This window comes from Streptomyces sp. MGP-P1 (assembly GCF_057766565.1).
The window spans coordinates 1,829,268-1,850,967 of record NZ_JBYMEM010000007.1 but is presented as its reverse complement, the minus strand read 5'-3'; the positions used below and the strand labels follow the sequence as shown (position 1 = coordinate 1,850,967).

Here is a 21,700-nt window from a genome sequence, read left to right as displayed (position 1 = left end):
GTTCGGTCATTCGAACGTCGCTTTCTGGTCAGATCCCAGGACGTTCGCCGCATGACCGGACGGCGGGAAGCTCCTGCCGCCATTCTTCTCGGTCGCACTCCGGGTTCCGCTGATCTCCTTGCGGACAGCGGAGATCAGCTGTTTTCCGTCGACCGTCACCTCCGCCGCGTCTTCGATCTTGTCGAGAGCTTCCGGAACACCCCTGAGGTAGCGCGGGTCGTAAAGCCCGAGCCCCGCCCGTTCGAATGTCTCGGTCAGCAGTCGGGAGAACGTCACGTGTTCGTTCCCCCAAGGCGTCCGATGTTCCCAGGTACCGTCCAGGGCGTAAAGATCCGTCACTTCGCCGAGCGCCCGCAGTTTCGCCCGGCGGAATCCGCTCAGCAGGCCGAGTGCCAGCTCGTTCGCCTCCGCCGACGGCCCGACGCCGAGCGCGCCGGGCCCGTGGCGCCCCGGCTCGGCGTCGCCGGTGAACAGGGGGGTCAGCGTGGTCAACGTACGGGCCGCCTCGGCCGCCTGGCCGGGCACGGCGTCGGCCAGCAGCGACCAGGCTTCGCCGACCCGGTGCGCCCAGGCGTCTGCCTCCTCCGCTTCCAGGCGGTCGGTCGCGGGGGCGTCGAAGCAGTCGCGGAGGGGGTCGAGGTCGTCCAGCAGGAGTACGGGGGCGGGCGCCCGGCGCAGGACGTGTACGGGCAGCCAGTGCGGGCCCTCGGGCTCGTCGGGGGCGATGCGCAGCTCGGTGCCGGGCGCGTCCTGCGGCCGGCGGACGAGGAATCCGTCGGCCGTGGCGCGCACCACGGCCGTTCCCCGCTCCCCCGGGCCGCCGAGGAGCACGGTGCCGAGGGTGGGCAGATACAGGCCTCCGTCCCGGTACGCCACCGGCACGGACAGGTCGTGTCCGGCGCGGACGGCGGCGGCGGCCACGGTGGCGCCGAGCCGTTCGGCGGCGGCCCCCGACAGGCCGCGGCCCGCCTCGACGTCCTCCAGGGCGCCGACCAGCCAGGTGCGGGTGTAGGGGTGGGCGAGCACCGTGTCGAGCGCCTCTGCGCCCGGGGCGTCCGCCTCCAGCGTCGCCGCGAGCCGCCAGGCCTCGTCCCAGAGGGCCCCGCCCCGCCCGTCGAGGGTGTCGTGGAGAGCCGCGAGCAGGGTCCGGGTCAGGTCCTGATGGGCGGCGAGCAGTTCGTCGGGCGCCCGGACGGCGGGCGACTCGGTGGCCGCGGCCGTGCGCTCCTCGATGCCCCGGATCAGCGCGGCCAGGTCGGCGCAGTAGACCGACGGGTTGTCGAAGCCGCTGTCGCGGCCTTCGGGGCCGCTGACGGAGCGGTACCGGTGGGTGTAGAGCCCGCCGCCGCACGAGCGCACGACGGGGCAGCGGCGACAGGTCTCGCTGACCCCGGCCAGACCGAGCTGCCGCGCGCGGACGCCGGGGTGGGCCGCGACCTCGTCGAAGGTGTTGCGGAAGACGTCGAACCCGGTGGCGGCGGCACCCTCGTAGGCGCTCTTGAGCGAGTCGACCTGTTCCAGCTGCCCGTCGGTCTCGATGACGACGAGGTCGGTGGGGGCCAGGCCGAGGGACTCGGTGAGGCTGGGGCCGCCGTTCAGGCTGGAGAGCACCGAGGCGAACATGCGGACGGGCATCGGGCGGCCCTGCTCCGTCCAGCGGTCGAAGACCGTCAGGAGCCAGTCGGCGTACGCGGTGGGCGATCCGTCCGGCCGCGGGGGCGGGTCGTCCCAGGTGGCGTGCGGCAACAGGAAGTCGACGAGCGGGGGCCGGAGTCCGGCGAGAGCGTCCTGGACGGCCACCGGGTCGTTGTGGATGTCGACCGTGCACAGCAGGCCGAGGTCCAGGTGGCGGTAGCGCTCCTCGCGGAGCAGTTCGACGGCTCGCAGCACCATCGGGTGGCTGCTGCGCCCATCGGCGAATCGGCGGTGGCGGTCGTTGGCCGCGCGGTCGCCGTCGAGCGAGATCCCGACCCGGACGTGGAACTCGTCGAACAGGTCGAGGTAACGGGGGCTGAGCTGGACGCCGTTGGTGTGGATCCTGAGGTCCAGCTCAGCGATGCCGTTCAGAGCCGAGCCGAGCTCCTCGCAGACCCGTCGCAGTCGCGCGGGCCCCGCCAGGAGCGGTTCCCCACCGTGCAGGATCACTGTTACGGAGGGAAGCGCATGAGTCGTCGCATGCTCGGCCAGGCGCCGGGCAGTCCAGGAAATCGCCTCGTCAGAGATGGTCTTGGGGCGTGTCAGCCAGCTCTGGTCGGCATGTTCGTAGACATAACAATGATCACAGGCCAGATCGCACCTGCTGTGCACTTTCAGCACGAATTCACGGAAGGGGACCAGGGGTCCTGTCATCCCGTCATTCTAGCCGCTTCCGACGTCGGCTCAGAGAGCCGAATTGAACGTGGAGATCCGGGTGGACCTGGCCGTTGTCGCACCGCATACGCGGTTGATCTTCCTGGCGGCCTCGGCGCTGCGAACGTCGGTCGCCGAGAGGGTCGCGCGGGTCTTCGCAGAGGCGAAGGCGGGGGTGGTTCCGTAGGTCTTCACGGCCGTCCTAGGGGGGATCCTGAAGGGGTCTGTTTCCGGACATTGAAACGCTGCCGGATTGCGTGTCATCACACCTTCCGGCACGCGCACTTTACTACCGCGGAGGCTCTTCCACATGCCGACGGAGCGGCCTTCACACCTGCATACGAAACTCGAAACACACCTTCCACTCGGCCGCTCGGGTGAGCGGGGGACGAGCGGCCGAACCGGCGGGCCCGAGGACCGCCCCCGCCGCCGCCGGCACGCGCAGGTGAGAGGCTTCCCGACACCGGCCGGAGCGCTCGCACAGGTGCCGGGCGCGCGCACCGCGCGCGCCCCGGACGGCGGGCGCCGGGAGGCTCCGGCGGGAGCACGGTTCACCCGTTCACCAGCGCCTCGCCAGGGAGATCGCGTCCCGCCCGGGCGACGCGCGTGTGGTCCAGGACGGGTTCGTGGCCCGCGCCCACGGCGCCCGCGACCCGCGACCGGGCGCGCGGTGCGTCGGCCCGCTCGACGCGCCGCGGTGAGAGCACTCCCACCGTCCCGGTCGCTTTCGATGGCCCCTCCCCCGCGCGGAGGTGGTCGCGCCCACCACAGGGGGCAGCAACTCACCTCTGGTACAACCCAGTTGGACAACCCTGCCACAGGGTCGCGATGTGAGGAAGGTCACCCGCGCGGGAGTGGCCGAACCCTGTCGTGGTGACCGTCCGCGGAGCCGGGAGGCTCTTGCCGCGTCCGGTCCTCCCCCTACTCTCGTGGCCCGGGCGGGGCAGGCGTCACGACCGGCCGGGTCATACGACAACTGCACACGGAGGCGTCCATGACGGCGTTGCCCGAGCCGCTGAGATCCATGGTCTTCAGGAACGACGACCTGCCGGCGCTGTTCCACCACACGGACGCGGTCGCCGTGGCCCGTCAGCGTGAGGCCGTGAACACCACCCGGGCGCAGCTCGCGCTGCTCGTGGCGGGCACGGTGCCCGCGGCGCTGCCCTGGCACACCGAGGACGGTCCGGCGGCCCGTGCCCTGTACGGCGCGGCGGTGCTGGCCTATCTGGGCGTGCTCTTCGCGACCTTCCTCGCCTCCCACCGCAAAGCGAAGTCGCACTGGCAACTGAACCGCTCGGCGGCCGAGTTCATCAAGTCCAACTGCTGGCGCTACGCGGTCCACGGCGCCCGTTCGACAGCGCGTCCGACCACCCGGAGGCGCTGTTCGCCAATCGTCTGGAGGACGGCCTCCAGGAGTTGCGCAAAGTGGGCTGGGCCGACCCGCGCGAGGAACTGCCGGATTCCGGCGGCCTCATCACGGAATCGATGCGCGCGTTACGGAACAAGGCCTACACGGTGCGCAAGGAAACCTATGTACGGGACCGGCTCATCGAACAGCGGCGCTGGTACCGCAGGCGCCAGCAGGCCTCCCGGCGCGGGGCGCTCCTGTGGTCGGGCGCCATTGTCGCGCTGACGCTCCCGGCGCTGGCGCTGAGCGTGTTCCAGGCCTTCGGGATGGGGCGCTCGTTCGGCCTGACGGGGGCCTTCTCCGCGGCGGCGGCGGCCTGTCTCGCCTGGAACGAGATGCGCCGGCACCATCCGCTGATCTCGGCGCACTCGCTCGTGGAGAAGGACCTGGAGTCGATGCAGGCCGCCATGGAGACCACCCTCACCGAGCGGCACTGGCCGGCGGCGGTGTTCGAGACCGAGCGGATCGTGTCGCCCGAGCACACCGACTGGCTGGTCAGACATCGCGTGTGAGCCGGGGAGGCCGCCGTACGGGGTCGGGAGCGGCCCTCTTCGTACGACCCTGCTCGGTGGGCGCCCGCCGGTCATGGGCGGCCTCCGGTCATGGGCGGCCTCCGGTCAGCCGCGCAGTACTCCGTCGCGCCAGATCACGGTGACCGGGCGGCCCAGGGTGCGGGCGTACGTCACGATGTCGCCCGTGCCGCCGAGGCCCCGGGCCGGAAGGCCGTCCCAGACGGCGACCAGCCGGTCGCAGTGGTCGGCGATGTAGGCGCCCGCCGCGTAGTACGCCTCGTCGGTGGAGTGCGGGAAGTCGAGCCGGACCTCCCGCGCCGCGCGGGCCTTGAGCATCCGGTAGCGGGCGAGGTCGACGGCGTTCTCGAAGCAGGCCTCGTAGTCGCCGCTGGGGATCACGGCGGTCAGTTCGGCGCCGCGGGCGAGGGCGAGGTCGGCGAAGAGCTGGTCGGCGCCGACCGCCAGGCTGGAGAGCGCCTGCGTCGCGCCGTCGAGGCCGCAGAGCGCGGCCCGCAGACCCGCGAGCACATGGGCCTCGGCCTCGGCGGGGATGGAGCGGTGACCGGTCACTCCGATGCGGTTCACGGACCTGCTACCCCCTGATGCCAGCGGAGCACGGCGGGGGGCGCGCCCGCCCCGTCGCCCCGCCCCCGTCGCCCCGAAGCGGCGACCCGTCGTGGCGACATCCTCTCAAGAGCTCCCCGGCGAGCGGGAGCCCCCGTCCGGAACTCCGGACGGGGGCACGTTTGTACGGACTGCTCCGTACCTGGCCGGTGTGGGACCGGTCAGTACACGCTGACGCCGTACGCGCTCAGCGCCTCGGTGACCGGCTGGAAGAAGGTCGTTCCGCCGGAGGAGCAGTTGCCGCTGCCGCCGGAGGTGAGACCGATCGCCCGGGTGCCGGAGTAGAGCGGGCCGCCGGAGTCGCCGGGCTCGGCGCACACGTTGGTGCGGATCATGCCGTAGACGACGTCGCCGCCCCCGTAGTTGACGGTGGCGTTGAGTCCGGTGACCGAACCGCTGTGGGTGCCGGTGGTGGAGCCGCGGCGGGTGACGGCCATGCCGTTGGTGGCGTTGGCGGCGCTGGTGATGTCCTGGCCGCCGACCGTGCCGTCCTTGGGGATGGTGGTGTTGGTGTAGCGCACGATGCCGTAGTCGTTGTTCGGGAAGCTCGACCCGGAGGTCGTGCCGAGCACGGTGGTGCGGGCCGAGTTCGCCCACCAGGTGGTCGCGCCGTCCGTGCAGTGGCCGGCGGTCAGGAAGTAGTAGGTGCTGCCGCTGCGGACGTTGAAGCCGAGCGAGCAGCGTCCGGTGCTGGAGTAGATCGCGTCGCCGCCGGAGATCAGCTTGGTGAACTTGCCCGGCGTGCGCTCGATACGCAGCGCGTCGGCGTTGGCGCCCGCCGACTTCCTGATCTGGTTGATCTCCGCCTTCGAGACCGTGCTGTCGACGGTGACGACGAGGCGCTTGGACTGCGGGTCGATGTTCCAGGCGGTGCCCGCGATGTCGGCGCCGAGCACGGCGTCGCTCGCCGCGGTCAGCTGGTTGGCACTGAACGTCCGGGGGGTTTCGGCGTTCGCGGTGGGAATGGCCATCGCCGCGACGGCCGCGAGCCCCGCGAGTACGGCCGTGGTACGGACGCGTCTCGCCGCGTTCGAGCGGTTACTGGTGCGCTTGATCCTCACTTCGGGTTCCTCCGAGGGGAATCGGGGGCCCTCCTGTGGGGTGGCGGGCCCGTGAGGCGCAGTCGGGGGCCTGTCCGGATTCCGGAATTGCCGTGCCCCTGACAATCGCTGACCGGAGTATCGAGGGGCCCGGACAGGGGGCGCAAGAATGCCTTTCGGCCACGTGGGTCACACACGCCTCCGGCCCCGGGAGCCGTGGGGCTCCCGGGGCCGGAGGGACCTCTCGCGGGTCAGGCGTCGATCCGGTTCCGCTCCCCCGCCGGGACCGCGACGGAGAGCGTGTTGCCCGGGGGCGGGAACGGGCAGATGAAGTGATCGGCGAAGGCGCACGGCGGCAGCAGCGCGCGGTTGAGGTCGACCGCCACGCGGCCGTCGGCGGCGGGCGCCGCGGGCCGCAGGAAACGGAAGCGGTAGCTGTCGTTCCCGCTGGTCGTGTCGGCGAAGACGGCCCACAGCGACCCGTCGGGTTCGACCGCGACCTGGAGCGTGTGCTCGTCGCCGTCCACCGTGAAGGCGATCTCGCCGCCGAGCCCGAGGCCGCGCTCGACCCCGTCCGCGTTGACCACCCGCACGGTCCGGTCGTCGCCGTAGGGACGGAACGTTCCCGGCAGCGCCCAGCGGGGGTCGTACGGGGTGGCCTCGATGGTCGAGAAGGCGTGCCGGGCCGGTGATCCCGGGTCGAAGTCCCGTACCGCCCACAGCCCTTCGCGGCGGAGCACCACCAGCCGCCGCTCCCCCTGCGCGATCCGGGAGTCGTCGATCGGCCCACGGTCCGCCCGCAGCCTGACCTCGCCGGTCAGCGGCTTGCCGTCGACGACGACGCCCTCCTCGGCGGCGGCCGTGAGGACCACCTCGTCGCCGTCCTCGCGCCATCGCCCCGGGACGGCCGGAATTCGCCCCTCCGGGTAGTCGGAGAGCCAGTGGGTCCCGGTCAGCGAGAGCGGGCCGTACGGGGCGGCGACCGCGACGACGCGCTCTTCGTGCCACCGCTGCCAGTCCTGTGCGGCGTCCGGCCCGCCGCCCTGCTCCTGCTGCTGTGCGTCCGTGCTCATGCGGTCAACCTTTCCATACCGGCTCCTGGAGGCCGAGGTGCGACCGCAGCGTGGAGCCGGTGTATTCGGTGCGGAACGCCCCGCTCTCCTGGAGGAGCGGGACGACCCGGTCGACGAAGTCGTCCAGTCCGCTCGGGGTGAGATGGGGGACGAGGATGAAACCGTCGGCGGCCCGTCCGTCGACGAACGCGGTCAGCTCCGCCGCGACCGTCCGCGGAGAGCCGATGAACGACTGCCGGGTGGTCGTCTCGATGACCGTCTGCCGCAGCGAGAGCCCCTTGGCCTCGGCGATCGCGCGCCAGCGTGCGACGACGGCGAAAGGATCCCCGTACAGGACCCTGCCCTTGACGAGGCCGGAGTCGATGACGGGGTCGATCTCGGGGAGCGGCCCGTCGGGGTCGTACGCGGAGAGGTCGGCGCCCCAGAGCTGCTCGGCGGTGAGGATCGCGTTCTGCGGCGAGATCTGCTGCCGGCGGATCTCGGCGGCACGCTCCTGGGCCTCGGCGTCGGTGTCGCCGGTCACCACGGTGACGCCCGGCATGATCTTCAGCTCGTCGGGCTCCCTGCCGTACGCCGCGAGCCGCGCCTTGACGTCGGTGTAGAAGGCGCGGCCCGCCTCCAGGGTGCCGTGCCGGGTGAAGATGACGTCGGCGGCGGAGGCGGCGAACTCCCGGCCCTCGTCGGAGTCCCCGGCCTGGATGACCACCGGGTGGCCCTGTGGCGAGCGCTCCACGGTGAACTCGCCGGAGATCGTGAACTGCGGCCCCTCGTGGGCGAAGGGGCGTGACACGCCGTCGGGCGTCCAGGAGTCCCAGAGCTCACGGGCCGTGGCGACGAACTCGGCGGCCCTGGTGTACCTGTCGGCCCGGTCCAGATAGCCGCCCCGGCGGAAGTTCTCCCCGGTGAAGGCGTCGGAGGAGGTCACCACGTTCCAGGCGGCCCGGCCCGCGCTGAGGTGGTCGAGGGTGGCGAGCCGGCGGGCGAGTTCGTACGGCTCGTTGAAGGTGGCGTTGACGGTGGCGGCGAGGCCGAGCCGGTCGGTGACGGCGGCCAGCGCGTTCAGCACGGTCAGCGACTCGGGCCGGCCGACCACGTCGAGGTCGTGGACGCGGCCGTTGTGCTCGCGCAGCCGCAACCCTTCGGCGAGGAAGAAGAAGTCGAACTTCCCGCGCTCCGCCACCCTCGCCAGCTGCTCGAAGGAGGAGAAGTCGATCTGGCTGCGGGAGCGGGGGTCGGCCCACACCGTGGTGTTGTTGACGCCGGGGAAGTGGGCGGCGAGGTGCATCGGACGGGGCACGGTCAGACCTCCTTCGCGGTGGTCCTGGCGGCGGCGTAGCGGCTCGCGGGGCGCACGAGTCCCAGGTGTTCGCGCAGGGTGCCGCCCGGGTGGAAGGTACGGAAGAGGCTGCGGTGCTGGAGGAGGGCCACGGTGCCGTTGACGATCCTTTCGAGGTCGCGCTCGGGGGTGATGGGCGTGAGGTGGAAGCCGTCGGCCGCGCCGGCCCGGTGCCACTCGGCGATGAGGTCGGCGAGGTCGACCGGGCCGCCCCGGAAGTAGGTGCCGTGCCCGGCGAGCCGCGGTCCGCTCACCAGACCGGGTTCCGGCGCGGTCTCCCGGTCGCCGAGGTCGACGGTCAGCGCGACCAGCACCCGCAGCGCCCCGGGGTCGCGCCCGTGGCCGGCGGCCTTGGCCCGCACCTCGTCGCGGACGGCGGCCGCCAGCTCGGGGGTGGTGGCCCGGATGTGGACGACGTCGGCGTGCCGGGCTGCCGCCTCGCGGGCCGGGCCGGTGGTGGCGTCGATGACGGTGACGGGGCGGCCCTGCGGCGGGCGCGGCACGATGGCGGGGCCCCGTACGGAGAAGGTGGCGCCCTCGAAGTCGACGTAGTGCAGCTTGTCCCGGTCGACGAAGCGGCCCGTGGCGGTGTCGCGGATCTCGGCGTCGTCCTCCCAGCTGTCCCACAGCCGCCCCGAGACGTCGGCCACTTCCCCGGCCTCCTGCCACAGGGCGGCTGGCGGTGCCGCGGGGCGTCTGCCGAAGAGCCGGGCCTCCGCCTCGGTGGTGGACACGTCCGCGCTCCAGCCGGCGCGGCCCCGGCTCACCCAGTCCAGGGTGGCGACGGCCGAGGAGACGTGGAAGGGCTCGGTGTGGGTGGTGGTGACGGTCGGGACGAGGCCGATGCGGTCGGTGGCGGGGGCGAGCCGGGCGAGGACGGCGAGCGCGTCGAGTCCGGGGCGGGCGAACGAGTCGCCGAGGGTGACGTAGTCGAGCGCGCCGTCCTCGGCGAGCCGGGCGAGCCGGAGGTAGTGCCCGGCGTCGTAGTGCGGGGGGCCGCCGATCTCGGCGGCCAGGTGGAGGGAGCCAGGGGCGGACATGCGGGAACCTCTCGGGTGACGGTCGGTCGGGGGCGCCGCGGAGGCCGCCACCCGGCCGCGCGCGGGACGGGGCGCACGGCCGGGTGGCGGACCCGGCGGGCCCGGGGGGTGTCCTGCCGGGCGTGGACCGGCCCCGATCGGCAGGAGACCCCCGGTTCGGATCGGTCAGCTCTCCGTCTTCGGCAGGCCGGGCGGGTTGATCTCCGACTTCTCCACGGCCTCGCCGCCGAGCCCCCAGCGCTTCAGGACCTTGCCGTACGAGCCGTCCTCGACGATGTGGTCGATCGCGGCGGCGTACGCCTCGACCAGGCCGCTGCCCTTCTTCGTGGTGGCGGCGATCTTGCCCTGGAGGCCGCCGCCGGCTCCGGAGATCTGTCCGGCGATCTCGCTCTGGCCGGACGTCGCGACGTGGTAGGCGGCGGACGGGCTCGGGCCGAGGTGGGCGTCGATGCGGCCCGACTGGAGGGGGAGGTAGTAGTCGTTCTCCTTCTGGAAGTACTTGATCTCCACGGGCTCACGCCCGGCCTTGACGTTCTCCTCGCTCCACTCGACGAGGATCTTCTCCTGGTTGGTGCCGGAGGAGACCGAGATCGTCCTGCCGGCGACGTCGGCGGGGCCGTTCACCTTCCAGCCGGAGCCCTTCTTGGCCTCGAAGGCGATGTTGTCGAGCCGGTAGGTGGCGAAGTCGTACTTCTCCTTGCGCTCCTCGGTCACGGTGACGTTGGAGAGGACCCCGTCGAACTTGGAGCTGTCCAGGCCGACGAAGAGGTTCTCCCAGGAGACCTGCTCGAACTGCGGCTTCAGACCGAGGGTGTCGGCGACGAGGGTGGCGATGTCGATCTCGGAGCCGATGCGGGTCCTGTCGTCGGTGGCGTAGAAGCCGAGCGGCGGCACGGCGTCCGCGCTGGCCCCGATCCTCAGCGTGCCGCGCTCGCGGATCGCCTCGGGGACGAGGGCGGCGACGGCGTCCACCTTCCTGCCTCTGAGGCGGTCCTGGTCGGGGCTGGTGTTGACCCCGGTGTCCTTCCTGTCCTTGGACGCCGCCACGTCCGTGGAGACGTCGGGGTCGCCGCAGGCGGTGAGCACTCCGGTGGCGGTGAGCGTGGCGAGGGCGAGGGTGATGCTGCGGCGGACGGACACGTACGTACTCCTTGCGGATGAGGGATGCATGGGGGCGGGTCAGAGAACCTTGGAGAGGAACGAGCGGGTGCGCTCCTGGGTGGGGCGGTCCAGCAGGTCGGCGGGCGGGCCCTGCTCGACGATGCGGCCCTCGTCCATGAAGACGACGGTGTCGGCGACCTCGCGGGCGAAGCCGATCTCATGGGTGACGACGATCATCGTGGTGCCGCCGTGCGCCAGGTCCTTGATGACGTCGAGGACCTCTCCGACGAGCTCCGGGTCCAGTGCGGACGTCGGCTCGTCGAAGAGCAGGAGCCTGGGCTCCAGCGCCAGGGCGCGGGCGATGGCGACGCGCTGCTGCTGGCCTCCGGAGAGCTGTCCGGGGTAGGCCGCCGACTTGTCGGCGAGTCCGACCCGCTCCAGCAGCCTCTCCGCCGTCTCGACGGCCTCCTTGCGGGGGCGGCGCAGCGCGGAGACGGGCGCCTCGATGATGTTCTCCACCACGGTGAGGTGCGGGAAGAGGTTGAAGTTCTGGAAGACGAAGCCGATCTTGGTGCGCTGGCGCAGTACCTCGCGCTCGCGCAGCTCGTAGAGCTTGTCGCCGTCCCTGCGGTAGCCGACCAGGGTGCCGTCCACGCTGATCCAGCCCTGGTCCACCTTCTCCAGGTGGTTGATGGTGCGCAGCAGGGTGGACTTGCCGGAGCCGGAGGGGCCGAGGATGACGGTGACCTCGCCGGGTCGCACCGAGAGGTCGATGCCGCGCAGCACCTCCAGGGAGCCGAAGCTCTTGTGCACGGAGCGGATCTCGACCATGGCATCGCTGGGTGCGTTCATCGCACGGCCCCCTTGGCGTAGTGACGTTCGACGTAGTACTGGACGATCGAGAGGGCGGTGGTCAGGAGGATGTACCAGGCGGTGGCGACCATCAGCAGCGGGACGACCCGGCCGCTGCGGCCGTAGACGACCTGGACCTGGTAGAAGAGCTCGCCGATCGCCATGACGGAGACGATCGAGGTGCCCTTGAACAGCGAGATGATCTCGTTGGCCGCGTTGGGCAGGATGGAGCGCATCGCCTGCGGGAGCACGATCCGCCGCAGCTGCCGGAGTTTCGGGATGCCGAGGGCGGCCGCCGCCTCCAACTGGCCGCCGCCGACGGCCAGTACGCCACCGCGCACGATCTCCGCCGCGTACGCCGCCTGGTGCAGCGCGAGGCCCAGGACGGCCGCGCTGACCGCGCCGACCAGGTTCATCGTGTCGAAGGTGAAGAGGCCCGGCCCGAACGGGATGCCGAACTGCAACTCCTCGTAGAGATAGGCGAGGTTGAACCAGAACAGCAGTTGCACGATGAGCGGGATCGAGCGGAACGCCCAGATGTAGCCGTACGCGACCGTCCTCAGGAACGGACTGGCCGACAGCCGCATGAACGCCAGCACGATGCCGAGCGCGAAGCCGAGCACCGTGCCGTAGAAGGTCAGCTGGAGGGTGAGCCAGACCGCCTTGAGGATGACCGGGGCGGAGAAGAACTGCGCGAAGACGTCCCACTCCCAGCCGGGGTTGGTGACCAGCCCGTTGAGGAACTGGGCGACCAGGACGGCGGTCACGGCGACGGCGACCCAGCGCCAGGGGTGGCGGGCCGGGACGACCGTCAGCTCTCCGTAGTCGGTGCCGGGTTCGGCGGTCTTCGGGGCGGGTGGGCCGTCGGGGGTCCCGGCGGGTGGGTCGATGGGTGGATCGCTGGTCAGCGACATGAGTGGAGTCCTTGGGCGCGGTGGCGGCGGTGGTACGGGAAGGGGTGGGCGGTCAGGAGGCGAGCAGGACCCGACAGGAGAGGTCGCGCAGGAGGGTGAGGGCGGCGCGCGCGGCGGCGTCGTTCTGCCGGAAGGCGGGTCCGCCGGTACGGGGCCGGGTGAACGCCCCGCTGTTGCGGGCGGTGGTGAAGGGGCCCAGTGCGAAGCGGCGTGGGTGCGGGCGGCCGGCGCGGTCCAGCACCCGGCTGTCGGCCGGGTCCACGGAGAGCAGTCCGGTGTCGGTGACGGCGGCCCCCTCGTCGCGCAGCGCGCGCAGCAGGGGGCTCGCGGTGTGCCGGAGCGAGGGGTCGGGGAGGCGGGCCTCGACCAGGGCGCGGGCCTCGGTGTGCGCGCCGGGGACGGTGGCGCCGGTGGCCCGGAAGAGGCCGTGCTCCTCGTCGGTCTCCACGGTGAGGCCGGCCCCGAGGAAGCGGACGACGCCGGCCCGGGAGAGGGCCAGGAGCTGCTGGAGCCGGGGCCCCGGCGGGCCGGAGGCCAGATAGCTGAAGAAGCCGTGCCACCAGCCGCCGATGTCGCCGAGCCGGACGAGCTGGGCGTAGGCGGTGAGCAGCCCGAGGAAGACCGCGAGATCCTCGCTGTGCGACGGATCGTGACGCCGGGTCAGGTCGGCGGTGATGTGGTCGCGCAGGGCTTCCTGAAGTGCCTCGGGCGATGCGTGGCGGACGCCGTCGAGGGGCCGGTCCAGGGCGTCGAGGTCGAGCCGGTCGGCGGGGTCGGGCACGGCTGCGGCGATCAGCCCGGCCAGTTCGGGGCTGTCCGGGTCGGCGGCGGCGTACTTCTCGGCGAAGACCTCGTGGGCGAGGGCGGTGCGCTCGGGGTGGGCGGTGAACAGCCGGTGGTAGTGGGCGTGGCCGAGCTCCTTCGCGACCGCCGGCCAGACATCGCGCCGGAAGTCGAGCGGCCCGGGCCTGCTCAGCAGCTCGTCGGCCCAGCTCTGGTCCAAGTGCCGGGGCGGTGGCAGGCGTTCGCCGGTCCAGCCGTAGCCGATCTTCGCGTGGTACGGGACGCCGCGGCGCGATCCGACGTACAGCACGGGTTCACGGCCCGACGGCAGGTAGACCCCGTTCTCGTGGCGTCCGCCGCGCCCCTCGGTGAGCAGGACCATCAGATCGATGAAGGCGAGCCCGAAGCCCCGGACGATGACCGGCTCCCCGGGGCGCAGGGCGTCGAGGTCGCTGTCGGCGGTGAAGTCGGGCGGCAGGTGCACCAGATCGTGCCGCCGGGCGAACGCGCTCAGCCGCTCCTGCTCGGGCTCCTTCTCGGCGTCGAGGTGGCCCACGGTCAGGACGACGAGGTCGGCGAGCAGGGGTTCGGCGCGGTCCTGGAGCCGGACGCGCTGGCGGCCTCCGCGTGGTCCGGTGACGGCGAGGGCGGTGGTGCGGTGCTCGTGCACGGTGATGCCGGGCGGTAGAGCGGCCAGGGCCCGGTCGTAGGTCCAGCGCAGATAGGCGCTCTGGAGTCGCCGGGAGGGGAAGTCCGCGCCGGCGAGTCCGTGTATCTCCGCCACCACGGCGGGGTCCGCCGAAGGGACGACGCGGCCCGCGCGGACGTCCTCGGCCCAGGCGTCCAGGGCGGGTCCCGCCACGACGGGGCCGGCCAGGTCCACCGTCTCGTCGGTGAACATGGTGACGTCCTCGGCCATGGAGTTCATCCACAGCAGCGGCGACTGGTCCGGCCGCCAGATCCGCCCGCCGCCCGCCGGGTAGGGGTCGACCAGATGGATGTCCAGACGCTGATCGCCGTACAGCTCACCGGCGTTGGCGGCGATGCGCTCGATGACGCCGGTGCCGCGCGGGCCGCCGCCGATCACCACGAGGCTGGGCACGGTGCTCATCGCGCACCCGCCGTGCCACGGGCGTAGTACCGCTCCACATAGCGCTGGCCGATGCTCAGCAGCGTCGTGACGGCCGCGTACCAGAGCGTGGCGACGAGCAGCAGCGGGATGACCTGGTAGGTGCGGTGGTAGACGAGCTGGACGGAGTACAGCAGGTCCTGCACGGCGATGATGCTGACGATGGAGGTGCCCTTGAGGGTGCCGATCAGCATGTTCCCGGCCGGCGGCACGATGGAGCGCATGGCCTGCGGCAGCACGATGCGCCGGAACCGCCGCCAGGGGCCGAGGCCGAGGGACTGGGCGGCCTCCACCTGTCCGCGCTCGACGGAGAGAATCCCGCCGCGCACCACCTCGGCGGCGTACGCGGCCTCGTGCAGGGTCAGTCCGATGACGGCGATGGTGACCGGGCCCAGGAGGCTGACCGTGGAGACGCCGAGGATCTGCGGGTACAGCGCGCCGATGTTGAACCAGAACAGCAGCTGGACCAGGATCGGTGTGGACCGGAAGAGCCAGACGTAGCCCCAACTGACCGCCTGCAGAACGGGGTTGCCCGACAGGCGCATGACCGCGAGCACGGCTCCCAGCGCGAAGCCGAGCACCACGACCACCGCGGTGAGCCAGAGCGTGAGCCAGAGCCCGCGCAGCACGGGGACGGTGCCGAAGTAGGAGAGCACGACGTCCCATTGGAAGGCGTCGTTGCGGATGACCGAGTTCAGCGCCAGCGCGAGCAGCACGAGAACGGCAACAGCCGCTGCCCAGCGGCCTGTTCGGCGTACGGGGACGATGCGCGGGACCGCGTCGGCGTCGTCCTTGACGAGCGGCCGTGAGGAGGGAGGGGGCAGCGAGACGGTCTGCGGGGGCATGCGGGAGCTCCGTGGATGCTCAGATCGAACACGGGGCGTGCCTCACACCGGGAACCACACAGGGGCCGGGCCCCTCAGCGCCGGTCCATGGGTCCGAGATAAGCGGCGTGCGCGGGGAGTTGTCAAGCCTGTCCACACTGTGAGCCGGGGATCTCACCTCGGTTGACGCGCACTCGGATGCCTGTTCCACTTGCTCCATGCATCCGCAGCAGTGGCTGGTCACCCGCTCCCACATCGACTTCGGTCGTGTGTGGTCCTCTTCCTGTTGAGCTGACTCTCTGCTGTCCGGCTTTCCCTGCTCACGCCTGTTCTTTCGGCGTTCGAGCCCCGTTCCTCGCGTGACTTCACCTTCACCACACCGCTCCGCCCTCCCCTCGCACCGCTGAACACATCCGCCGTCCCCCGTGCCCGCAGAGGGCCCGGGGCGGTCGGCCCATCCCGACGAACCCGGAGAGCACAGCCATGCCCAGATCCCGACATACCGCCCTGTTCGCCCTGATCACCGTGGCCGCGCTGACCCTCACCGGCTGCGCCGAGCCGACGGAGGCGGCGGACGGCGGGCCGGACGAGAAGGCGGCTCGGGCGAAGACCCCGACGACGGACGTGGTCTCGAAGGTCCGCAAGGACGAGGCGGCGGCGAAACTGCTGCCGGCCGGGGTCCGGGAGGCGGGCACCCTGCGGATCGCCGCCGCCATCGGCACCCCGCCCGGAGCCTTCTACGAGCAGGACGGCACCACCCTGGCCGGCGCGGACATCGATTTCGCGGACGCGGCGGCCCGGGTGCTCGGGCTGGAACTGAAGCGCGAAGTGGCCTCGTTCGAGGCGATCCTGCCGGCGCTGGGCAGCGGGAAGTACGACCTGGGCACGGGGAACTTCGGGGTCACCGACGTACGCCGCAGGACGGTGGACTTCGTGACGTACATCAACGACGGGCAGGGCTTCGCGGTCCGCGAGGACAGCGAGCTGAAGAAGGTCACCGACCTCACCCAGCTGTGCGGGCTGAACGTGGCCACCGGGGCGGGCACCACCTTCGAGGTGACGCTCCAGGAGAATCTGCCCCGGTGCGCGGAGGAGGGCAAGAAGCCGTACGAGGTCAAGACGTACGCCGACCAGACGGCCGTCTGGCTCTCGCTCCAGCAGAACCGCAGCGATGTGGTGATGTCCACGATCAACGGGCTGCGTTACGGGGTGAGCCGCCAGGAGGGACTGCGCTTCCTCAACGAGTTCAAGCGGCTCGACGTGGGCTTCGCGTTCAAGAAGGGCACCCCGCTGGCCCCCGCCTTCCGGGCCGCGGTCAACCGGCTCAAGGAGGACGGGACCTACGACCGCATCCTGAAGAAGTGGGGCACCACCGGGTCCGCGATCTCGGCATCGGAGATCTCGCCGCCGGAACTGAGGTGACCTGACGCCGGTTCCGCCCGCCGCACCGGCGGGCGGAACCCGTTCAGCAGTCGCAGCCGCAGGAATCCCCGCAACAGCAGCAGCTCTCACCGCAGTCGCCGCAGCAACTGCAGGCCTCGCAGCAGTCGCCGCAGCTCTGGCACGGCGACTGCCGCCGCTCCCGGCTCCAGGGGTCCTCGAAGCTCCCGCAGCACATCTGGCAGGTGCAGGCGAGCCCGGCCCAGACCAGGCATCCGGCGATCAGCCCGCGCCGGTCGCGGGGCGGGCGCGGCGGGGGCGGTGAGCCCGGGCCGCCGGGCGGCGGACCGTACGGATCTCCCGGCGTCGGACCGTACGGCTGACCGGGTGGTGCGCCGTAGGGATTTCCCGGCGGCGGCCCGAAGGCGCCCTCGGGCAGCTGGAGCCCCTGCTGCCCCTGATGGGAGCAGGAGGAGGCGCCGAACGCCCGGTCGACCGAGCGCCGCAGCTCATGGGCGAGGAGGACGTGGACGAGCTTGCCGTCGGTGAACTCCGCCTCCCGCAGCGCCAGCCGCACGCCGTGCAGCGCGTCGTCGCAGAGCCGGCGCGCCTCGGACAGCGGGGTGCCGGTGGCGGTGAGCGGGTTCCAGGCGCCCGACGCGGCGTCGGCCTCCTGGTCCTCCACGGCGTCCAGGAGATGGGCGAGCCGCCCGAAGAGCCGGCCGGCCTCCGCGAGCGGCGCGGCGTTCCAGGGCTTCCCGGCGAGATGGGCGGTGTGCGCGAAAGCGGCCGCGGTGGCGGTCTCGGTCGGTTCGGTGACCGTCAGCAGCGGGGTGCCGGGCCCGGCGAGCGTCTCGATCCCGGTCTGCCGGTCGACCGCGTCGACCAGGAGGGCGGTGTCGAAGCCGAGGGCCGCCCCGGTCCGTGCGCCCGCCCGGTCCCATCCGGCGGCCACCCGGCGCGCGGCGGCGGCGACCGGGCGGCGTGCCAACAGCCCGTCCCGGTCGGCGACGTGGTCGCGGACCTTGGCCGAGGCGAGGACGAGGGAGACGGCCGCGGCGAGCCGGGCCCCTTCCCCCGTGGCGACCGGCGCGGTGCGCATGGCCCGCAGCGGGCAGGGACCGGCGGTGCGCCGACCATCGGACGCCCGGCCGGCCTGAGCCTCCGTCAGGACGGAGACGATCAGGCCGTCATAGTTCGTGACGATACGGGCGAACTGTCCGTGATCCGCCCTCAGAGCCAGGCACAGACCGCAGAGATGAGCCATCCACTCGATCCTGAGACCTTCGGAGAGCCGATGGGTACAGGGCCTGACGATTCCGAACACGACGATCCCCCGTGAGCCGTTCAGCCGGTGCGCGACGCTCGCGCACCGGAGCGTCGTGCATCGTATCGAGTGACCCGTTCACCCGTACGTCCCCCGGATCACCCGTACGGCCGGAGCATCATATTTTCCTTCTACAAGCCCTCTTGCGCAGGACGAACCCTGACGAATCGCCACATCTTCTGCACCAGTAACGTCACGAATCGCCTGCGGGCCGACTATCCACTTGGCGCGGTATCCGCATCATGGACGACCATAGGGATACGAAAGAGATGCGGAACACCAAGGAACCGCGGTGAGAGGAGGCGTCCATGGGATCGGTGCGCAAGGCAAGTGCCTGGCTGGGCCTCGTAGAGGACAACGACGAGCGGTACTACGACGACGAGTACGCCGAGGGTGCGGAGACCGGTACGGGCAACCAGGCCTGGGTCACCGACCCCCGGGTGCAGGTGGCCGCGGAGACGGCCGAGGAGCGGGACCGCCGGATCGCGACGGTGACCCCGGACAGCTTCCGGGACGCACGCGCCATCGGCGAGCTCTTCCGGGACGGCGTCCCGGTGATCGTCAACCTCACGGCCATGGACCCCGCCGACGCCAAGCGCGTGGTGGACTTCGCCGCCGGGCTGATCTTCGGCCTGCGCGGCTCGATCGACCGGGTGGCCACCCGCGTCTTCCTGCTGTCTCCCGCCGACACCCAGGTGGTGGCGGGGGAAGCTGCCGGCCGCAAGGCCGGCGGCTTCTTCAACCAGAGCTGAGCAGGGCGCTCGCCGGAAAGATCCGGTCAACGCATCCGGCCGGCGCGCGGGTACCGGCGCGTCCCGTTCACCGGAAGGCGTCGAGACCGGTGAGCGCCTTGCCCAGTACCAGCTGGTGCATCTCCACAGTTCCCTCGTAGGTCAGCACCGACTCCAGGTTCGTGGCGTGCCGCATCACCGGATACTCCAGCGAGATCCCGTTGGCCCCGAGGATCGTGCGCGAGGTGCGGCAGATCTCGATCGCCTCCCGCACGTTGTTGAGCTTGCCGAAACTGACCTGCTCCGGCCGGAGCCTGCCCACGTCCATGCGGCGGCCCAGGTGGTGGGCGAGCAGGATGCCCTTGTGCAGCTCCAGGGCCATGTCCGCCAGCTTGGCCTGGGTGAGCTGGAAGCCGCCGATCGGCCGGCCGAACTGCTCCCGGCTCCTCGCGTAGTCGAGGGCCGACTCGAAGCTGGCCCGCGCCGCGCCCATGGCGCCCCAGACGATGCCGTAGCGCGCGTGGCTCAGACAGCTGAGCGGACCGCGCAGCCCGCTCGCGTCCGGCAGCACCGCGTCGGCGGGCAGCCGCACCTCGTCCATGACCAGTTCACTGGTGACCGAGGCGCGCAGCGACCACTTGTGGTGGATCTCCGGGGCCGAGAAGCCGGGAGCGTCCGTCGGCACGACGAAGCCCCGGATGCCCCGCCCGTCCTCACCCTCGTCGGTCTGCGCCCAGACGACGGCGACCCCGGCGACCGAACCGTTGGTGATCCACATCTTGCGGCCGGTGAGGACCCAGTCCTCGCCGTCGCGCTTGGCGTACGTCCGCATCCCGGCCGGGTCGGAGCCGTGGTCGGGCTCCGTCAGTCCGAAACAGCCGATGATCTCGCCGGACGCCATGCCGGGCAGCCACCGCTGCCTCTGCTCCTCGGAGCCGAAGCGGTGGATCGCGTACATGGCGAGCGAGCCCTGTACGGAGACGAGTGAGCGGATCCCGGAGTCGGCGGCCTCCAGCTCCAGGCAGGCGAGCCCGTACTGGACGGCGCTCGCCCCGGCGCAGCCGTACCCGTCCAGCGACATGCCGAGCGCGCCCAGCGCGCCGAGCTCCCGGGCCAGCTCCCTGATGCCGGGCAGCTCGCCCTTCTCGTACCACTCGGCGATGTGCGGCAGGACGCGGTCGGCGGCCCAGGTGCGGACGGTGTCGCGGATCGCGAGGTCGTCCGCGCCGAGCAGGTCGTCGATGCCGAGGGGATCCGACACGTCGAACGGCGGGAGCTTCGACGGCTTCGGTGACTCGGGGCTGGACATGAGGGTGCCTCCGGCGGCTCGCACGGTGCTCGGAGGGACCGGGAGACGCCCGCCCTCCGAAAACTAGCAGTGGTAGTCAGGGCGTCGTGCTGACGTTACGGCTCAGTGTGCCGCTCGTCCAGAGCCGGTCGCCTCGGCCGGCTCGCGCCGCGCGGGCACCATCGGGCGCGGGGCGGGGCGGTCCGGCCCGGCCGGTCGGGCGGCGCCGGGGACCCGGTGTTCGTCCGCCCCGTGAACGGCGGCCCCGTACGCGGAAGTCTCGTACGCGGAAGCGGTGGACGCGGAAGTCGTGGACGCGGAGGAGCCTGCGGGAGCGGCCGCGGGTACGGCGCCGTCCACCTCATGGTGACAGGTCTCCTTCGGCGGACACTCCATGACCTTCGGCAGCCGCAGGGCGGCCAGCGCCCCGAGCAGCAGCAGCCCCGCGCTGACGAACAGCGTGACGTGGAGTCCACCGATGAAGGCGTGCCGGGCCGTGGAGCGCAGCAGGTCTCCCATCGGGCCGCCCAGCTGCGCGGCCACCTGATAGGCCTCGCCCAGCGAGTGGGAGGCCTCCGCCCCGGCGCGGGCGGGCACGCCCTTCTCGTACAGACCGGCGAGACCGGGGGCGTAGGCGGCGTTCATGACACTGCCTAGCAGGGCGATGCCGAGGCCCGCGCCCAGTTGGTAGGAGGTCTCCCCTATGGCCGCCGCGCCACCCGCCCGCTCCGGCGGGGCGTCGCTGAGCATCGACTCGTACGCCCCGAAGAGCGTGGTCTGGAGGCCGAAGCCGAGCAGGACGAACGCGCAGGTCAGCAGGGCGGGCCGGTCGTGCTGGCCCATCGAGGTGAGCAGCAGCACCGAGGTCGCGGTGAGGACGAAGCCCCAGCAGACCATGCGGCGGGGACCGATGCGGCGCAGGGTGTACGAGCCGGTGGCGCCCGCGGCCATCGCCGCGAAGGTCAGCGGCAGCAGCCGCAGCCCGGTCTCCAGGGGGCTGAGCCCGAGCACCAGCTGGAGGTACTGGACGGCGATCAGCTGGAGGCCGACCAGCGCCAGCATGGCGAGCACGATGCAGCCCACGGCGGTGGAGAAGGCCGGGCGGGCGAACATGGAGACGTCGATCAGCGGATGCCTGCGGCGCTTCTGACGGCGTACGAAGAGGATCAGGAGCGCGAGCCCGAGGGCCAGCGGGCCCAGCGAGACCGGATCCAGGAGCCCCGCGCCGCTGCCCAGCCGCTTCACGCCGAGGACGACGCCGAGCACTCCCGCCGCGGCGGTCAGCGCACCCAGCACGTCCCACGGGCCGTCGTCGCCGCCGCGCGACTCGGGCAGCAGCCAGCGGCCCAGCGGCAGGATCACGGCCATCAGCGGGATGTTGATCAGAAAGACCGAGCCCCACCAGAAGTGCTCGACCAGGAAGCCGCCGACGACCGGTCCGGTGGCGGCGCCGACCGCGGCGACCGCGGTCCACACGCCGATGGCGAGCGCCCGCTCCCGGCGGTCGGGAAAGACCTGGCGCAGGATCGACAGCGTGGCGGGCATGATCATCGCGCCGCCGACGCCGAGGAGGGCGCGGGCCGCTATCAGGACGGCCGGGGTGTCGGCCGTCGCGGCGAGCACGGAGGCGACGCCGAACAGCGCGTAACCGAGGAGCAGCACGCGCCGTCTGCCGATCCGGTCACCCAGAGTGCCGAAGAGGATGAGCAGTGAGGCACAGACGAGGGGGTAGGCGTCGACGATCCACAGGAGGGCCGTGCCGCTGGGACGCAGGTCCTCGGTGAGCGCCGGAACGGCGACGTGGAGCACGGTCGCGTCGAGAGCGACGACCAGGAGACTGAGGCAGAGGACGACGAGGACGACCCACCGGTTGGCGTCGTCGGCGGCCTTGCGCAGCCGGACCCCGGCCGTGGTCGTCCCGGACATCTACGTACCTCCCGAGGAGTCCCTCACGCTCGGCGGACCGACGGTGACGTGGGGCCCGGCGTC

General features: G+C 72.0%; 17 protein-coding genes and 1 pseudogene. 3 read left to right on the top strand and 15 right to left on the bottom strand.

All coding sequences use genetic code 11. The annotated features are described in order from the left end of the window. Positions 1-6: 6 nt before the first annotated feature. Positions 7-2,349 (bottom strand): radical SAM/SPASM protein FxsBH, inactivated beta-hydroxylase extension form, encoded by a 2,343-nt coding sequence (gene fxsBH / locus AC3CH1_RS29800; protein ID WP_488465722.1) that lies wholly within the window; start codon positions 2,347-2,349, stop codon positions 7-9. Between the two features lie 30 nt (positions 2,350-2,379). Then, the gene (gene fxsA / locus AC3CH1_RS29795; protein ID WP_073805814.1) at positions 2,380-2,544 is read right to left on the bottom strand and encodes an FxSxx-COOH cyclophane-containing RiPP peptide; all 165 of its coding nucleotides are present in this window, start codon (positions 2,542-2,544) and stop codon (positions 2,380-2,382) included. Positions 2,545-3,343: 799 nt separating this feature from the next. On the opposite strand from fxsA, the pseudogene AC3CH1_RS29790 reads away from it, so the two are divergent. Further along, a pseudogene (locus AC3CH1_RS29790) lies at positions 3,344-4,269 on the top strand (DUF4231 domain-containing protein). A gap of 105 nt (positions 4,270-4,374) precedes the next feature. Here AC3CH1_RS29790 and AC3CH1_RS29785 read toward each other — a convergent pair. From AC3CH1_RS29785 to AC3CH1_RS29740, 10 genes are all read right to left on the bottom strand, one after another. Further along, positions 4,375-4,854: a hypothetical protein gene (locus AC3CH1_RS29785; RefSeq protein ID WP_488465721.1), complete on the bottom strand. Its 480-nt coding sequence runs from the start codon at positions 4,852-4,854 to the stop codon at positions 4,375-4,377. A gap of 200 nt (positions 4,855-5,054) precedes the next feature. Then, entirely contained in the window at positions 5,055-5,954 is a 900-nt protein-coding gene (locus AC3CH1_RS29780) for a S1 family peptidase (protein ID WP_365541247.1), read from the bottom strand. A gap of 230 nt (positions 5,955-6,184) precedes the next feature. After that, positions 6,185-7,006: a DUF1684 domain-containing protein gene (locus AC3CH1_RS29775; protein WP_488465720.1), complete on the bottom strand. Its 822-nt coding sequence runs from the start codon at positions 7,004-7,006 to the stop codon at positions 6,185-6,187. 4 nt (positions 7,007-7,010) lie between these two features. After that, entirely contained in the window at positions 7,011-8,291 is a 1,281-nt protein-coding gene (locus AC3CH1_RS29770) for an NtaA/DmoA family FMN-dependent monooxygenase (protein ID WP_488466772.1), read from the bottom strand. Positions 8,292-8,305: 14 nt separating this feature from the next. Further along, the gene (locus AC3CH1_RS29765; protein WP_488465719.1) at positions 8,306-9,382 is read right to left on the bottom strand and encodes an LLM class flavin-dependent oxidoreductase; all 1,077 of its coding nucleotides are present in this window, start codon (positions 9,380-9,382) and stop codon (positions 8,306-8,308) included. A gap of 165 nt (positions 9,383-9,547) precedes the next feature. Further along, positions 9,548-10,522, bottom strand: a complete 975-nt coding sequence (locus AC3CH1_RS29760; RefSeq protein WP_488465718.1) for an ABC transporter substrate-binding protein — start codon at positions 10,520-10,522, stop codon at positions 9,548-9,550. A gap of 39 nt (positions 10,523-10,561) precedes the next feature. Continuing rightward, positions 10,562-11,314, bottom strand: a complete 753-nt coding sequence (locus AC3CH1_RS29755; protein WP_488466771.1) for an amino acid ABC transporter ATP-binding protein — start codon at positions 11,312-11,314, stop codon at positions 10,562-10,564. Positions 11,315-11,331: 17 nt separating this feature from the next. Beyond that, positions 11,332-12,249, bottom strand: coding sequence for an amino acid ABC transporter permease (locus tag AC3CH1_RS29750; protein ID WP_488465717.1), 918 nt, complete (start codon positions 12,247-12,249; stop codon positions 11,332-11,334). A gap of 52 nt (positions 12,250-12,301) precedes the next feature. Further along, positions 12,302-14,143 carry an FAD/NAD(P)-binding protein gene (locus tag AC3CH1_RS29745; protein ID WP_488465716.1) on the bottom strand — a complete coding sequence of 614 codons (1,842 nt, stop codon included), beginning with the start codon at positions 14,141-14,143 and terminating at the stop codon, positions 12,302-12,304. Next, positions 14,140-15,006, bottom strand: coding sequence for an amino acid ABC transporter permease (locus AC3CH1_RS29740; protein ID WP_488465715.1), 867 nt, complete (start codon positions 15,004-15,006; stop codon positions 14,140-14,142). The genes AC3CH1_RS29745 and AC3CH1_RS29740 overlap by 4 nt, the downstream gene beginning before the upstream one ends. 462 nt (positions 15,007-15,468) lie before the next feature. Here AC3CH1_RS29740 and AC3CH1_RS29735 point away from each other — a divergent pair, with 462 nt between their 5' ends. Then, entirely contained in the window at positions 15,469-16,407 is a 939-nt protein-coding gene (locus tag AC3CH1_RS29735) for an ABC transporter substrate-binding protein (RefSeq protein ID WP_488465714.1), read from the top strand. A 43-nt stretch (positions 16,408-16,450) separates the two neighbouring features. Here the strand turns inward: AC3CH1_RS29735 and AC3CH1_RS29730 are convergent, their stop codons facing one another. Further along, positions 16,451-17,692 (bottom strand): DUF5685 family protein, encoded by a 1,242-nt coding sequence (locus AC3CH1_RS29730; RefSeq protein WP_488465713.1) that lies wholly within the window; start codon positions 17,690-17,692, stop codon positions 16,451-16,453. Positions 17,693-18,000: 308 nt separating this feature from the next. Between AC3CH1_RS29730 and AC3CH1_RS29725 the strand changes: the two genes are divergently transcribed. Continuing rightward, complete coding sequence (locus AC3CH1_RS29725; RefSeq protein ID WP_018959635.1) at positions 18,001-18,444, top strand: cell division protein SepF; 444 nt, start codon at positions 18,001-18,003, stop codon at positions 18,442-18,444. Between the two features lie 67 nt (positions 18,445-18,511). On the opposite strand, the gene AC3CH1_RS29720 is transcribed toward AC3CH1_RS29725, so the two are convergent. Both AC3CH1_RS29720 and AC3CH1_RS29715 read right to left on the bottom strand, forming a co-directional pair. Next, on the bottom strand, positions 18,512-19,732 hold the full coding sequence (locus AC3CH1_RS29720) for an acyl-CoA dehydrogenase family protein (protein ID WP_488465712.1): 1,221 nt from the start codon (positions 19,730-19,732) through the stop codon (positions 18,512-18,514). A gap of 102 nt (positions 19,733-19,834) precedes the next feature. After that, positions 19,835-21,637, bottom strand: a complete 1,803-nt coding sequence (locus tag AC3CH1_RS29715; RefSeq protein WP_488465711.1) for an MFS transporter — start codon at positions 21,635-21,637, stop codon at positions 19,835-19,837. Positions 21,638-21,700: the final 63 nt, after the last annotated feature.

Coding starts and splice junctions, on each gene's coding strand:
- AC3CH1_RS29765 (WP_488465719.1), bottom strand. CDS start 9,382: ATGTCCGCCCCTGGCTCCCTCCACCTGGCCGCCGAGATCGGCGGCCCC.
- AC3CH1_RS29735 (WP_488465714.1), top strand. CDS start 15,469: ATGCCCAGATCCCGACATACCGCCCTGTTCGCCCTGATCACCGTGGCC.
- AC3CH1_RS29745 (WP_488465716.1), bottom strand. CDS start 14,143: ATGAGCACCGTGCCCAGCCTCGTGGTGATCGGCGGCGGCCCGCGCGGC.
- AC3CH1_RS29740 (WP_488465715.1), bottom strand. CDS start 15,006: ATGCCCCCGCAGACCGTCTCGCTGCCCCCTCCCTCCTCACGGCCGCTC.
- AC3CH1_RS29750 (WP_488465717.1), bottom strand. CDS start 12,249: ATGTCGCTGACCAGCGATCCACCCATCGACCCACCCGCCGGGACCCCC.
- AC3CH1_RS29775 (WP_488465720.1), bottom strand. CDS start 7,006: ATGAGCACGGACGCACAGCAGCAGGAGCAGGGCGGCGGGCCGGACGCC.
- AC3CH1_RS29770 (WP_488466772.1), bottom strand. CDS start 8,291: ATGCACCTCGCCGCCCACTTCCCCGGCGTCAACAACACCACGGTGTGG.
- AC3CH1_RS29715 (WP_488465711.1), bottom strand. CDS start 21,637: ATGTCCGGGACGACCACGGCCGGGGTCCGGCTGCGCAAGGCCGCCGAC.
- fxsBH (WP_488465722.1), bottom strand. CDS start 2,349: ATGACAGGACCCCTGGTCCCCTTCCGTGAATTCGTGCTGAAAGTGCAC.
- AC3CH1_RS29755 (WP_488466771.1), bottom strand. CDS start 11,314: ATGGTCGAGATCCGCTCCGTGCACAAGAGCTTCGGCTCCCTGGAGGTG.
- AC3CH1_RS29720 (WP_488465712.1), bottom strand. CDS start 19,732: ATGTCCAGCCCCGAGTCACCGAAGCCGTCGAAGCTCCCGCCGTTCGAC.
- AC3CH1_RS29725 (WP_018959635.1), top strand. CDS start 18,001: ATGGGATCGGTGCGCAAGGCAAGTGCCTGGCTGGGCCTCGTAGAGGAC.